General features: G+C 73.7%; 11 protein-coding genes. 9 read left to right on the top strand and 2 right to left on the bottom strand.

What is annotated here, in order from left to right:
* The first annotated feature begins 198 nt into the window (after positions 1–198).
* The 6 genes from ACIPUC_RS07380 to ACIPUC_RS07355 all read left to right on the top strand — a co-directional run bounded on the left by ACIPUC_RS07380 (position 199) and on the right by ACIPUC_RS07355 (position 6883).
* On the top strand, positions 199–1464 hold the full coding sequence (locus ACIPUC_RS07380; RefSeq protein WP_446587250.1) for a prenyltransferase/squalene oxidase repeat-containing protein: 1266 nt from the start codon (positions 199–201) through the stop codon (positions 1462–1464).
* Positions 1464–2129: an SCO2322 family protein gene (locus ACIPUC_RS07375; protein WP_446587249.1), complete on the top strand. Its 666-nt coding sequence runs from the start codon at positions 1464–1466 to the stop codon at positions 2127–2129. The genes ACIPUC_RS07380 and ACIPUC_RS07375 overlap by 1 nt, the downstream gene beginning before the upstream one ends.
* Positions 2126–3445: an energy-coupling factor transporter transmembrane component T gene (locus ACIPUC_RS07370; protein WP_446587247.1), complete on the top strand. Its 1320-nt coding sequence runs from the start codon at positions 2126–2128 to the stop codon at positions 3443–3445. Before ACIPUC_RS07375 ends, ACIPUC_RS07370 begins: the two co-directional genes overlap by 4 nt.
* Positions 3442–5280 carry an ABC transporter ATP-binding protein gene (locus tag ACIPUC_RS07365; protein ID WP_446587245.1) on the top strand — a complete coding sequence of 613 codons (1839 nt, stop codon included), beginning with the start codon at positions 3442–3444 and terminating at the stop codon, positions 5278–5280. Before ACIPUC_RS07370 ends, ACIPUC_RS07365 begins: the two co-directional genes overlap by 4 nt.
* A complete protein-coding gene (locus tag ACIPUC_RS07360; RefSeq protein ID WP_446587243.1) occupies positions 5277–6158 on the top strand; it encodes an ECF transporter S component in 882 nt (293 codons plus the stop codon). The genes ACIPUC_RS07365 and ACIPUC_RS07360 overlap by 4 nt, the downstream gene beginning before the upstream one ends.
* A gap of 320 nt (positions 6159–6478) precedes the next feature.
* Positions 6479–6883 (top strand): aggregation-promoting factor C-terminal-like domain-containing protein, encoded by a 405-nt coding sequence (locus tag ACIPUC_RS07355; RefSeq protein ID WP_446586157.1) that lies wholly within the window; start codon positions 6479–6481, stop codon positions 6881–6883.
* A 160-nt stretch (positions 6884–7043) separates the two neighbouring features.
* Here ACIPUC_RS07355 and ACIPUC_RS07350 read toward each other — a convergent pair whose 3' ends face one another.
* Entirely contained in the window at positions 7044–8213 is a 1170-nt protein-coding gene (locus ACIPUC_RS07350; protein WP_215140956.1) for a steroid 3-ketoacyl-CoA thiolase, read from the bottom strand.
* Between the two features lie 243 nt (positions 8214–8456).
* On the opposite strand from ACIPUC_RS07350, the gene ACIPUC_RS07345 reads away from it, so the two are divergent.
* Together ACIPUC_RS07345 and ACIPUC_RS07340 are read left to right on the top strand one after the other, a co-directional pair.
* Positions 8457–9701, top strand: a complete 1245-nt coding sequence (locus tag ACIPUC_RS07345) for a cytochrome P450 (protein ID WP_446587241.1) — start codon at positions 8457–8459, stop codon at positions 9699–9701.
* A gap of 287 nt (positions 9702–9988) precedes the next feature.
* Positions 9989–11443 (top strand): FAD-binding oxidoreductase, encoded by a 1455-nt coding sequence (locus tag ACIPUC_RS07340; protein WP_446587239.1) that lies wholly within the window; start codon positions 9989–9991, stop codon positions 11441–11443.
* Here the strand turns inward: ACIPUC_RS07340 and ACIPUC_RS07335 are convergent.
* Positions 11412–13439 (bottom strand): bifunctional glycosyltransferase 87/phosphatase PAP2 family protein, encoded by a 2028-nt coding sequence (locus tag ACIPUC_RS07335; protein WP_446587237.1) that lies wholly within the window; start codon positions 13437–13439, stop codon positions 11412–11414. The two genes, ACIPUC_RS07340 and ACIPUC_RS07335, sit on opposite strands and share 32 nt — an antisense overlap.
* Positions 13440–13558: 119 nt before the next feature.
* On the opposite strand from ACIPUC_RS07335, the gene ACIPUC_RS07330 reads away from it, so the two are divergent.
* Complete coding sequence (locus tag ACIPUC_RS07330; RefSeq protein ID WP_446587235.1) at positions 13559–13897, top strand: antibiotic biosynthesis monooxygenase family protein; 339 nt, start codon at positions 13559–13561, stop codon at positions 13895–13897.
* The last annotated feature ends 98 nt before the right edge of the window (positions 13898–13995 follow it).

Here is a 13995-nt window from a genome sequence, read left to right as displayed (position 1 = left end):
GCGATTCCGGCACTGACCCGCAACCGTGACCCGCCCCGGCACCGTCCGGCGGAGGGGAGTCGGAATGCCCCGTACCGGAGGTGCGCGGCTCGCGCCGCCGGGGCCTCCGGCGGCCGGCACCGTCGAGGTATACGGAGCCGGAGCCGGGTGCCTGAGCGTGCCTGCCTCCCGTTCCCCAGCAGGAGAGGCACCCGCCCCATGATCGTCCGCCGCAGCGCCGCCGCGCTCGCCGCCTCCGCCGTGCTCTGTGTGGGCGCCGCCCCCGCAGCCCTCGCCGACACCGCGCCGCCCGCCTCGCCCTCCGCACCGCCGGTGATTCCCTCCGGGCTCTACGGCACAGCCGATCCGACGTACGACGGCGTGTGGCGGCAGTCCTTCGCGCTGCTCGCGCAGGACACCGTCGGCGTCAGGCCCGCCGCGCAGGCCGTGGACTGGCTGACCGGCCAGCAGTGCGCGGACGGCTCCTTCCCCTCCTTCCGCGCGGACACCGCCAAGGCGTGCGACGCATCGACGTACATCGACTCCAACGCCACCGCGGCCGCCGTGCAGGCGCTGGCCGCGCTCGGCGGCCACGACGAGACGGTGAAGAAGGCCGTCGGCTGGCTGAAGTCCGTACAGAACGAGGACGGCGGCTGGAGCAGCAACCCCGGCGGAGCCATGGACAGCGGTACGGACGCCAACTCGACCGGCATCGTGATCAGCGCCCTGGCGGCGGCCGGGGAGAAGCCGGCCGAGGTCAGGTCGAAGGCGGGCAAGTCGGCCTACGAGGGGCTGCTCCCCTTCCGGCTGGGCTGCTCCGCCGAGCCGGCCGCCGACCGGGGCGCCTTCGCCTTCCAGCCCGTCAACGGCAAGCTGGTCGCGAACGCCGACGCCACGGCCGCCGCGACCCTGGCCGGCCTCGGCAAGGGCTCGGCCGTCGTGCCGTCCACCTCGGACACCCCGGCGGCCGCGCTGGTCTGCCCGGCGGCGGACGCCGCGGACCCGGTGGCCGCGGCCCAGGGCGCGGCCGGGTACCTGGCCGAGGCCCTCAAGAAGGACGGCCACCTCACGGCCCTGACCCCGGGCTCGGACCAGCCGACCCCGGACACCGGCAACACCGCCGACGCGGTGATCGCCCTGGCCGCGGCCGGGCACAAGCAGTCGGCGGCGGGCGCGCTGGAGTGGCTCAAGACGCATTCGGCGCAGTGGTCGAAGGGCAGCCCGGCGGCCCTCGGCACGCTGGTGCTGGCCGCGCACGCGACGGGCACCGACCCGAAGTCCTTCGGCGGCACCGACCTGGTCGCTGCGCTGAACGCGACGGGCCCGGCCCCGCAGGGCGCGGACACCTCCGCGACCACCGTGGACGGTGAGAAGGACAGGCCGTCCGGCGGCCAGAGCGTGTGGTGGATCATCGGCGCGGGCGCCGCGGCCGGCGTGGGCATCGGCATCCTGCTGAGCGGCCGCCGCAAGAAGAGCCGGCGCTGATGCGCCACCGCCGGTCCTCCATCCCCCTGGCCCTGGCCTTCGGCGTCGTCCTGGCCGTGCTGGCCGCCGGTCCGGCCCTGGCCTCGAGCTACCGCTACTGGTCGTTCTGGGACGGCGCCGGCGGTACGTGGGCGTACGCCTCCGTCGGGCCCTCGACGGCCCGCCCGGCGGACGGCTCCGTGCAGGGCTTCCGCTTCGCGGTGAGCAAGGACGCGGCGGCCGAGTCGGCCCGGCCGCGGGCGGCGGCGGACTTCGCGGCGATCTGCGCCGCGACGCCGGCGGCCGAGGGCCGCAAGCGGGTGGCGCTGGTCATCGACTTCGGCGAGCCGGCGGACGCCCCGCAGGGCGAGACCCCGCCGCAGGCCGAGCCGCGCACGGTCTGCGCGCAGGTCGCCCCGGAGGCCACGGCGGCCGAGGCGCTGGCGTCGGTCGCGAAGCCGCTGCGCTACAACAGTGCGGCGCTGCTGTGCGGGGTCTCGGGCTACCCGGAACAGGGCTGCGGCGAGCCGCTCCCGGACGCCCCGGCCGCCACGGCGGCCCAGGCTCCGCCGAAGCAGCAGGAGAGCGACACCGGCGGCCCGTCCGCAGGCCTCCTGGCAGGCATCGCCGCGGTGGCCGCCCTCGCCGCGGCAGCCCTCTGGCAGTCCCGCCGCCGCACCCGATGACGGAGCCGGCTGCCCACGGCGCGGCGCACTCCGACGGCGCTCAGCCGCCCATCGGGGCCCCCCGCACCCGGGGTACGACCCGCACGGGTGGTGCGGGCGGGTACCCCGCCCGGCCGGAGGCCGGGCGCGCCCCCACCGGAGCCGCACCCGGCGACGTGACCCCGACCGGGCGAAGCCGGCCCGCGGCGTTGGATCTCGCGTACGGGCCGACGTACAAGAAATGGCGGCCCCCGCTCGCCGGCCGGGCCACGGCCCTGCACGCAGGGGCCTGGTGGCTGTGGGCGCTCGGCCTGGCCACCGCCGCCTCGCGGACGACCAACCCCCTCCTCCTCGGCCTGATCACCGGCGTGGCCGGCTACGTCGTCGCGGCCCGCCGCACCAGCGCCCCCTGGGCCCGTTCCTACGGGGCCTTCCTCAAGCTCGGCCTCTTCGTCATCGGCCTGCGCCTGCTCTTCTCGATGCTCCTCGGCTCCCCCATCCCCGGCTCGCACACCCTGTTCACCCTCCCGGAGGTCCCCCTGCCCGCCTGGGCGCAGGGCATCCGCTTCGGCGGCAGGGTGACCGCCGAGCAGCTGGTCTTCGCCTTCTACGACGGCGCGAAGCTGGCCGCCCTCCTCGTCTGCGTGGGCGCCGCGAACGCCCTCGCCAACCCGGCCCGGCTCCTGAAATCCCTCCCGGCCGCCCTGTACGAGGCCGGGGTCGCCGTCGTCGTCGCGATGACCTTCGCGCCGAACATGGTTGCCGACGTGGTCCGCCTGCGGACCGCCCGCCGGCTGCGCGGCCGCCCCACCGGCGGCATCAAGGCCATCCTCCAGATCGGCCTGCCGGTCCTGGAGGGCGCCCTCGAGCGGTCCGTGGCCACCGCCGCCTCGATGGACGCCCGCGGGTACGGCCGCACCGCGCAGGTCCCGCCCGCCGTCCGGCACACCACCAACGTCCTCACCCTCGGCGGCCTGCTCGGCATGTGCGCCGGCACGTACGGGCTGCTCGCCGCCGAGGGCGCGGCGTACGGCCTGCCCGTCCTCCTCATCGGCCTGGTCCTGGCCCTGGCGGGGCTGCGCCTCGGCGGGCGCCGGTCGGTCCGGACCCGCTACCGGCCCGACCGCTGGGGGCCGCGCGCCTGGCTGGTCGCCGGTTCGGGGGCGGCCGTCGCCGCGCTCCTCGTCCACGCGGGCTCCGTCGACCCCGGGTCCCTGCATCCGGGTGTGGTCCCGCTGGTCGCGCCCGCGCTGCCGCTCTGGCCGGCGGCGGCGATCCTGATCGGCCTGCTGCCCGCCTTCGTGGCACCCGTACCGCCCAAGGAGGCGTCCCCGTGATCCGGTTCGAACAGGTCTCGGTCACCTACGAGGGCGCGGCCCGGTCCTCGCTCCAGGGCGTCGACCTGGTGATCCCGGAGGGGGAGCTGACCCTCCTCATCGGCCCGTCGGGTGTCGGCAAGTCGACTCTGCTCGGGGCCGTGTCCGGCCTGGTCCCCCATTTCACCGGGGGCACGCTGCGGGGCCGGGTCACGGTCGCGGGCCGTGACACGCGCACGCACAAGCCGCGGGAGCTCGCGGACGTGGTCGGTACGGTCGGCCAGGATCCGCTCGCGCACTTCGTGACGGACGTGGTGGAGGACGAGCTGGCGTACGGAATGGAGTCGTTGGGCCTGGCTCCCGCCGTGATGCGCCGCCGGGTGGAGGAGACCCTGGACCTGCTCGGCCTGAACGAGCTGCGCGACCGCCCCATCGCCACCCTGTCCGGCGGCCAGCAGCAGCGGGTCGCGATCGGCTCGGTCCTGACCCCTCACCCGAAGGTCCTGGTACTGGACGAGCCGACGTCCGCCCTGGACCCGGCGGCGGCGGAGGAGGTCCTGGCGGTGCTCCAGCGGCTGGTGCACGACCTGGGCACGACCGTGCTGATGGCGGAGCACCGGCTGGAACGGGTGGTCCAGTACGCCGACCAGGTCCTCCTCCTGCCCTCCCCGGGCGCGGCGCCGGTGCTCGGCACCCCGTCGGGGATCATGTCCGTCTCCCCGGTCCACCCCCCGGTGGTGGCTCTGGGCCGCCTGGCGGGCTGGTCCCCGCTCCCCCTGTCGATCCGCGACGCCCGCCGTTCGGCCGCGCCGCTGCGTGCCCGTCTGTCGGCCGCCGCCCCTGCCGGTACAGCCGCGCCGGGCGGACGGCAGCAGCCGCATCCGGCCCCGCCGGCGCTTGAGCCGCGGGTCCGGGCGGAGCCCGGTTTCGGGAAGGGGCGGGGTGGGGCAGGCCGCCCGCAGGGCCCCCGCGCCGGCCTGCTGGCCAGGCTGCGCCGCGGCACGGCGGCGGCGTCCGCCTCCGCGGCGGAGCCGCAGTCCGGCACCATCGCCACAGCCCGAGGCCTCGGCGTCCGCCGCGGCCGCGCCGAAGTGCTCCGCAACATCGACTTCGCGGTGGCGCCCGGCGAGACCGTCGCCCTCATGGGCCGCAACGGCGCCGGCAAGTCCACCCTCCTCGCCGCGCTGACCGGCATGGTCGAGCCCGCCACCGGCTCCGTCACGGTCGCCGGTGCGACCCCGCACAGGACCGCGCCCGCGCAGATGGTCCGCCGCGTCGGCCTCGTTCCGCAGGAACCCCGCGACCTCCTCTACGCCGACACGGTCGCGGCCGAGTGCGCCGCCGCCGACTCCGACGCCGCCGCAGCCCCCGGCACCTGCCGGGACCTGGTCCGCGCGCTGCTCCCGGACGTCCCCGACGACACCCATCCCCGGGACCTCTCCGAGGGCCAGCGCCTGGCCCTGGCCCTGGCCCTGGTCCTCACCGGCCGGCCCGCGCTGCTGCTCCTCGACGAGCCGACCCGCGGCCTGGACTACGCCGCCAAGGTCCGGCTGATCGAGATCCTGCGGGCGCTCGCCGCCGAGGGCCACGCCATCGTCCTGGCCACGCACGACGTGGAGCTGGCCGCCGAGCTGGCCCACCGCGTGGTGATCCTGGCCGGCGGGGAGGTCGTCGCGGACGGGCCGACGGCCGAGGTCGTGGTCTCCTCCCCCGCCTTCGCGCCCCAGGTGGCGAAGATCCTCGCCCCGGGCCACTGGCTCACGGTGAGCCAGGTCGCCGAGGCCCTCGCGGCCCGGGCTCCCGGGACCGCCTCCGGGACGGCCTCTGGCACCGCCTCCGGGACGGGCCCCGCATGACCAGCGCAGCGAGCCGCCCCATCCGCATCGGCCCCCGCGCCGCCGCCGCCCTGGTCCTCGTCACCCTCATCGGCATCGCGGCCTTCGGCTGGCCGCTCCTCGCCGACCGGCAGTCGGGCCTCGCCCACTCCCAGGACGCCCCGTGGCTGTTCGCCGCGCTGCTTCCCCTCCTCGTCGCCGTCGTCGTCGCGACCATCGCCGACGACGGCATGGACGCCAAGGCGGTCGCGATGCTCGGCGTCCTGGCCGCGGTCGGGGCGGCGCTGAGACCGCTGGGCGCCGGCACGGCCGGCCTGGAGCCCATGTTCTTCCTGATGGTGCTCAGCGGCCGCGTCCTCGGTCCCGGCTTCGGCTTCGTGCTCGGCTCGGTGACCATGTTCGCGTCCGCCCTGCTGACCGGCGGGGTCGGGCCGTGGATGCCGTTCCAGATGCTGGCCATGGGCTGGTTCGCGCTGGGCGCCGGGCTGCTGCCGGGCCCGGAGCGGATCCGGGGCCGGGCGGAGCTGCTGATGCTGGCGGCGTACGGCTTCGCGGGCTCGTTCGCGTACGGCACGGTCATGAACCTCCAGGGCTGGGTGATCCTGCAGGGCATGGGACAGGGGATCTCCTTCCACCCGGGCGAGCCGGTCGCGGCGAACCTGGCGCGCTTCCTCGCGTACTGCCTGGCGACCTCGCTGGGCTGGGACCTGGGCCGGGCGGCGCTGACGGTCGTCCTGACGCTCACGCTCGGCGGCACGCTGCTGAGGGCGCTGCGCCGGGCGACTCGCAAAGCTGCCTTCGACGCGCCCGCCACCTTCGATTCGGGTGTGGAAAGTGGCCCGGACCACACCCGCAAAAGGGACCGAACGTGCACGGAAGGTGAGATTCCGACCCCTTGACGGTGACCCGCCCCATAGGACCCAGGTCACACACGAAGCGCGATAGTAGGCCTCAGCGACCCCTATACGCCCCCCTTGCACCGGCGCTCACCTGCGAGGACGCCGGTCGCGTCACGGGAGGGCCGTTCCTCCCCCACTGCGAGTCCCGCTAGTAAGTGGGGTCGTTGCCAGGGCCCCGGGCGGTCTGTAGAACTGGATGAGTCGCAGGGCGGCAGGGGTACTTCACCCGCCGCCGACGAACCCCTCTCCTCCGCGTGAGTGGCTCACGCATGTCATCGGCATGCCCGCGACCGCCCTTGTCCCCTTCGGAAGGTCAATCCGTGTCCAACGCAGTCATCCGCCGCATCGCCGCTTCCAAGAAGACCCTCGCGGGTACCGTCGTCGCCCTGGGCGTCGCCGGTTCCATGCTGGCCGCGGTTCCCGCGCAGGCCGCCCCGATGAGCGCCAAGGCGATCGCCCAGCAGATGATCAAGGACCCGGCCCAGTTCGCCGCCTTCGACAAGATCATCACGCGTGAGAGCGGCTGGGACTACACCGCCACGAACGCCTCTTCCGGCGCGTACGGCCTGGTCCAGGCCCTGCCGGCCTCGAAGATGGCCTCGGCGGGCGCGGACTGGAAGACCAACCCGGCCACCCAGATCAAGTGGGGCCTGGACTACATGAACGAGCGCTACGGCAGCCCGGTCGAGGCCTGGAACTTCTGGTCGGCCAACCACTGGTACTAAGCCGCCAGCGCGGAGCAGCAGACAGCAGCAGCAGCAGACATACGAAGGCCCCGGCGGCCGACCTCCCCAGGTCCGGCCACCGGGGCCTTCTGCATCCCATCCCACGGGGTCTGTGTTGCGGCGCCCGCCAGCACCGCGCGGCACCGCGGCACCGCGGCGCCTACAGGCGCTGGATGATCGTGCCGGTGGCCAGCGCGCCGCCCGCGCACATGGTGATCAGCGCGAATTCCTTGTCGCGGCGCTCCAGCTCGTGCAGCGCGGTGGTGATCAGCCGGGCGCCGGTGGCGCCGACGGGGTGGCCGAGCGCGATGCCCCCGCCGTTGACGTTGACCTTCTCCAGGTCCTGGTCGAAGACCTGGGCCCAGCTGAGGACGACGGAGGCGAAGGCCTCGTTGATCTCGACGAGGTCGATGTCCTTGAGGGACATGCCGGCCTTGCCCAGCACGGCCCGCGTCGCGTCGATCGGCCCGTCCAGGTGGTAGTGCGGGTCGGCGCCGACCAGCGTCTGGGCGACGATCCGGGCGCGCGGGCGCAGCTTGAGCGCGCGGGCCATCTTGCGCGAGGCCCACATCACGGCGGCGGCCCCGTCCGAGATCTGCGAGGAGTTCCCGGCGGTGTGCACGGCGGTCGGCATGACCGGCTTGAGCCGGGCCAGCGCCTCCATCGACGTGTCGCGCAGGCCCTCGTCCCGGTCGACCAGGCGCCACATGCCCTGCCCGGCGGCCTGCTCCTCCTCCGTCGTCGGCACCTGCACGGCGAAGGTCTCGCGCTTGAAGCGCTCCTCGGCCCAGGCGGCCGCGGCCCGCTCCTGCGAGAGCAGCCCCAGCTTGTCGACGTCCTCGCGGGTCAGACCCCGGTGGCGGGCGATCCGCTCGGCGGCCTCGAACTGGTTGGGCAGGTCCACGTTCCACTCGTCCGGGAACGGCTTGCCGGGCCCGTGCTTCGACCCCGACCCCAGCGGTACGCGGCTCATGGCCTCGACCCCGCAGGCGATGCCGATGTCCATGACCCCGCCGGAGATCATGTTGGCGACCATGTGGTTGGCCTGCTGGGAGCTGCCGCACTGGCAGTCCACCGTCGTCGCCGCGGTCTCGTACGGGAGCCCCATGGCGAGCCATGCGTTGCGGGCGGGGTTCATCGACTGTTCGCCGGCGTGGGTGACGGTGCCGCCGACGATCTGCTCGACGCAGTCGGGCTGGATTCCGGTACGGGCGAGGAGCTCGCGGTACGTCTCGCCGAGCAGGTAGGCGGGATGGAGGTTGGCGAGCGCGCCCCCGCGCTTGCCGATGGGGGTGCGTACGGCTTCGACGATGACGGGTTCCGCGGCCATGAGCTCGTCCTCTCCTGCACTGCGACAGCGCGGCGGGCCGTCCCGGCGGCCCCGCCCTGAACTAGTACGCGTTCTAGTTCTCCCCGCAGTCTTATGACCTGAAGCCCCCGCACGCAAGGGTCTTGCACGCGGCCTGCACGGATTCCACACGCAACAGTTGGTGCGCCGACCCTTGTCACTTCTAGAACTCGTTACTACCTTCAAGCCAACTTCTGATGGGCCGTCAGACTTTGGAGTCGCCCGATGTCTTGCCCCGCGCTGCCCGAAGGCTTCGACGCCACCGACCCCGACCTGCTCCAAAGCCGGGTCCCGCTCCCGGAGTTCGCGCAGCTGCGGCAGACCGCCCCCGTGTGGTGGTGTCCGCAGCGGCGCGGCATCACCGGTTTCGACGACGAGGGCTACTGGGTCGTGACCCGGCACGCGGACGTCAAGTACGTCTCCACGCACCCCGAACTCTTCTCCTCCACCACCAACACGGCGATCATCCGCTTCAACGAGCACATCCAGCGCGACCAGATAGATGCCCAGCGCCTGATCATGCTGAACATGGATCCGCCGGAGCACACGCGCGTACGCCAGATCGTGCAGCGCGGCTTCACCCCGCGGGCGATCCGCGGACTGGAGGAGGCCCTGCGCGACCGGGCCCGGAAGATCGTCGAGGAGGCGGTGGCCGGCGCGGGCGACGGCAGCTTCGACTTCGTCACGCAGGTGGCCTGCGAGCTCCCGCTCCAGGCCATCGCGGAGCTGATCGGCGTCCCGCAGAAGGACCGCGCCAAGATCTTCGACTGGTCGAACAAGATGATCGCCTACGACGACCCGGAGTACGCGATCACCGAGGAGGTCGGCGCAGAGGCGGCGATGGAGCTCATCGGCTACGCGATGAACCTGTCCGCCGCGCGCAAGGAGTGCCCGGCCAAGGACATCGTCACCCAGCTGGTGGCGGCGGAGGGCGAGGGCAACCTCGGCTCCGACGAATTCGGCTTCTTCGTCCTCCTCCTGGCGGTCGCGGGCAACGAGACCACGCGCAACGCCATCAGCCACGGCATGCACGCCTTCCTGACCCACCCCGACCAGTGGGAGCTGTACAAGGCGACCCGGCCGTCCACCGCCGCGGAGGAGATCGTGCGCTGGGCCAGTCCGATCGTGTCCTTCCAGCGGACCGCCACCCAGGACACCGAACTGGGCGGCCAGAAGATCAAGGCGGGCGACCGGGTCGGCCTGTTCTACTCCTCCGCCAACCACGACCCGGAGGTCTTCACCGATCCCGGCGCCTTCGACATCACCCGCGACCCCAACCCCCACCTGGGCTTCGGCGGCGGCGGCCCGCACTTCTGCCTCGGCAAGTCCCTGGCCGTCATGGAGATCGACCTGATCTTCAACGCCCTGGCCGACACCCTGCCCGACCTCCGCCTGACGGGCGAGGACCCGCGCCGCCTGCGCGCGGCCTGGCTCAACGGCATCAAGGAACTCCGGGTCAGCCACGGCTGACCCGCGACCCAGGACGGCAGGGGCCCCTTCCTCCCACGCCCGGCCCCTGCCGTCCGCTGGCAGCAGCCTCAGCAGCCGTTCGAGTGGCGGCACCGCCCGAACGGGGCGACCCTTGCAGAGAGCGGCGATCCAGCCGAAGGGGCGCCGGGGCCACTGCGCCCCGGCGCCCCTTCGGCCTGCGCAGGCATCCGGGGGTATCCGGGGGTATCCGGGAGTATCCGGGGGCGACGTACCCGGGCGCCGTCCCGCCGCGTGCAGCCGACACTCCCCGGTGCCAGACTGAAGGCATGGCCACGCTCGGTCAGTCCTTCCGGGGACGGCTCGTGCAGCCCGGGGACCCCACGTACGACGAGGACCGGCGGGTCTGGAACGGCTCCATCGACCGCTCCCCCGCCCTCATCGCCCACTGCACGGGCGTCGCGGACGTCATCGACGCCGTGCGGTTCGCTGTCGGCCCCGCGGCCGGGCTGCCGGTCGCCGTACGGGGCGGCGGGCACAGCTTCCCCGGACAGTCCGTGTGCGACGGCGGCATCGTCATCGACCTCTCGCCCCTGCGCGGCATCCGGGTGGACCCCGAGGCCCGGACCGTCAGGGCGCAGGCCGGGGTGCTGCTGGGCGAGCTGGACCACGAGACGCAGGCGTTCGGGCTGGCCGTACCGGCCGGGATCGTCACGCACACCGGGCTGGCGGGGCTCACGCTCGGCGGCGGCATCGGCTGGCTGATGCGCAAGTACGGGCTCACCGTCGACCAGCTGCTCTCGGTGGACCTGGTCACCGCCGACGGGTCCTTCGTGAAGGCGAGCGAGGACGAGAACCCCGACCTGTTCTGGGGTGTCCGCGGCGGAGGCGGGAACTTCGGGATCGTCACGGAGTTCACGTTCCGGCTCAACCCGCTCGGACCGATCGTGCTGGCCGGCCCGATCGTCTGGCCGATGGCCGAGTCGGCGCGGCTCCTGCGCTTCTACCGCGAGTGGATCACCGACGTACCGGACGAGCTGACGACTGCGGTCGTCCACCGCAAGGCGCCGGTGGCCCCGTACATCCCGCCCGAGCTGCAGGGGCAGCCGGTCGTGATGGTGGTCTGCTGCTACGCGGGCCCGGTCGAGGAGGGGCAGGAGGTGCTGCGGCCGCTGCGCGAGGCCGCCGGGCCGGCGCCCGTACTCGACCTGTGCGCGCCCAAGCCGTTCACCGAGCACCAGGCGATGTTCGACCCGTCCTTCCCGCACGGCCGCTGGTACTACTTCAAGTCCTGTGACGTCGCACGGCTCACCGACGAGATCATCGACCGCACGGCCGAGCACGCGGCCCGGATCGTCTCACCGTTCACCGCCTTCCCGATCTTCCAGCTGGGCGGGGCCATCGCCCGCGTCGGTGAGGACGAGACGGCCTTCGGCGGGCGCGGCGCCGGGCACACCTTCAACATCAACGGGACCACGTTGGACTCCGAGGGCTTCGACGCGGAGCGGACGTGGGCGCGCGGCCTGTGGTCGGCACTCGCGCCCCACCAGGTCGGCGTCTACGCGAACTTCCTGATGGAGGAGGGCGAGGAGCGGGTCGAGCAGGCCTACGGGACGCAGAAGTACCGGCGCCTGCAGGAGCTGAAGCGCCGCTACGACCCCGGGAACCTCTTCCATCTCAACCAGAACATCCCGCCCGCCGCCCCGGCCAGGCCGGCCACGCCGGCCACTCCCGCTGCGGCATCCGCGCCGGCTACGACACCCGCGCCCCCGCCGGTGTCCTGACCTCCGGCTGCTGCCCCTCACCGCCCGTGCGCTGCGCGGGCAGGCTCGCCCGCAGCCGGCGCGGCCCGGAGAGCACGTACACGAGCCCGAATCCGGCGCCCACGACGACCGCGCCGCCCACCGCGTCGAGGATCCAGTGGTTCGCGGTGGCGACGATCGCGCACACCGTGATCAGCGGGTGGAGCGCGCCGAGCAGCTTCTGCCAGCCCTTCGGCGCCAGCACCACGATCACGATCCCGCACCACAGCGACCAGCCGAAGTGCAGCGAGGGCATCGCCGCGTACTGGTTGGAGATCGCGGTCATGGCACCGTACGACGGGTTGGCCAGGTCCTGCGGGCCGTGCACGGTGTCGATGAAGCCGAGACCGGGCATCAGGCGCGGCGGCGCGAGCGGGTACAGCCAGAAGCCTATGAGCGCCAGTACGGTCGCCAGCCCCAGGGAGGCGCGCGCCCAGCGGTAGTCGCCCGGGCGGCGCCAGTACAGGACGGCCAGGATCGTCAGCGGCACCACGAAGTGGAAGGAGGTGTAGTAGAAGTTGAAGAACGCCTCCAGCCAGGGGGTGTTGACGACGGCGTGGTTCACGGCGTGCTCGATGTCGAAGCCCAGGGCCCGTTCGATCCCGAGGATCTGACTGCCGTTGCCCTCGGCGAGGTCGCGGCTGGTGGGGGCCGCGGCCCTGATGTGCGAGTAGAGCGAGTACCCGACCCGTATCAGCAGGAGTTCCAGCAGCAGGTTGGGGCGGGACAGCACGCGCCGCCAGAACGGCAGCAGCGGCACCCGCTGCCACCGGGCGGCCGCGGGCTTCCCGTAGGCCGTGGGGACGGGCTCGCGCCAGTACGGCGAGGAGCGCGGCAGGAACGGTACGGCGCAGGCGGCGGCCAGCGCGGCGAGGAGCAGCACGTTGTCGCGTACGGGGGCCAGCGCGGCCAGGTTCGGCAGCAGCACGGCACTGGGCAGGGTCATGGTCAGGACGACGGCGACGGGCCACACGGGCCGGTCGGCGGCGCGCCTGCCGACCTTGCCCGCGACCGCGAGCAGCACCCACAGCAGCTGGTGGCGCCAGCCAGTCGGGGACACGGCGATGGCCACGCAGCCGGTGATGGCGACGGCGAGCAGCAGCTGCCCGTCCCGGGCGTAGCGGACGGCGCGGCGCAGGCCGATGAAGGCGATGCCGGCCGCGACGGCCAGGTAGAGCAGGATCTCGACGGGTCCGGTCAGGCCGATGCGCAGCAGGGCGCCGTGCACGGACTGGTTGGCGAGGCTGTCGGGGGCCCCGCCGAGGCCGGTGCCGGCCAGGTGGTGGACCCAGTACGTCCACGCGTCGCGCGGCATGGCCGCCCAGGTCAGCGCGGTGGCTCCGGCGAAGGTGGCCGCGGCGGCCCCGGCGGTGGGGCGGCGGCCGGTGAGCCACAGGAAGGGCGCGAAGAGCAGCAGGGCGGGCTGGAGGGCCGCGGCGAGGCCGATGAGGAAGCCGGCCGGGCGCTCGCCGGGGACGCGGAAGACGGCGAGGAGCACCAGGAGCACGGGCAGCACGGCGGTCTGGCCGGGTGAGGAGGCCTCGCGGACGGGCAGCGAGACCATCATCAGGGCGGTCAGCACGGGCGCGGCCAGCAGCGCGGTGCGGCTCGGCACGGGGTCGGGCAGGGCGCGCGCGGCGACGAGTCCGACGGCGGCGACGAACAGCAGCGTCAGGGAGATCCAGGCGACCTCCAGTGACGGCGCGGCGAGGCCGACGAGCGGTTTGAGGACGAGCCCGGCGAACGGCGTGCCGGTGAACTGGCCGGTGTCGTAGAGCGAGCCGGGCAGGCTGCCGGGGAGGTGGAAGCCGCTCAGCCACTGGCCCGGTGGGACGCTCAGCACGACGGCGGCCTGTCTGACGGCCAGTGCGCCCGCCAGCGCCCACAGGAGGAGGCGTGCCGCCCCGAGCCTGCTGCCGCTATCGCCTATGACTCCGGCATGCCCGTTCGCACCGCTGTGCTCTGCCGCGTTAGCCACGCCTCGCCGGCCTCCCGCCCTGTTGACCGCAACCCTGACTTTGCCTGGCTGCCGCGTTTCGTGCCCCGTTCCATTACCTGGACGACGATATCCCGCGCGGGATACCTAGGATGGCCTGCATGAGCATCGTGAAGATCAACGCGCTGACCGTGCCGGCCGAGCAGCGGGAGGTTCTGGAGCAGCGGTTCGCCTCGCGGGCGGGGGCGGTGGAGAGCTCGGACGGGTTCGAGTGGTTCGAGCTGCTGCGCCCGGTGGAGGGCACCGACCAGTACCTCGTGTACACGCGGTGGCGGTCCGAGGAGGACTTCCAGGCGTGGATGGAGGGGCCGATGAAGGCCGCTCACCAGGGTGGCGGCGCGGCCGGCGGCGAGGCCGGCGAGCGCCCGAAGCCGGCGGCCACGGGTTCGTCGGTGTGGTCGTTCGAGGTCGTGCAGCAGGCGGCGCCGAAGAAGGCGTGAGGCCGCAGGGGGCGGGGGGGGGGGGGGGGCCCCCCCCCCCCCCCCCCTCCCCCACCCCCCCCGCCCCCCCCCAAAAGACTCATAAACCGCCCAGTAAG

This window comes from Streptomyces sp. LARHCF249, from assembly GCF_052871255.1.
This window is presented reverse-complemented; position numbering and strand designations above follow the sequence as displayed.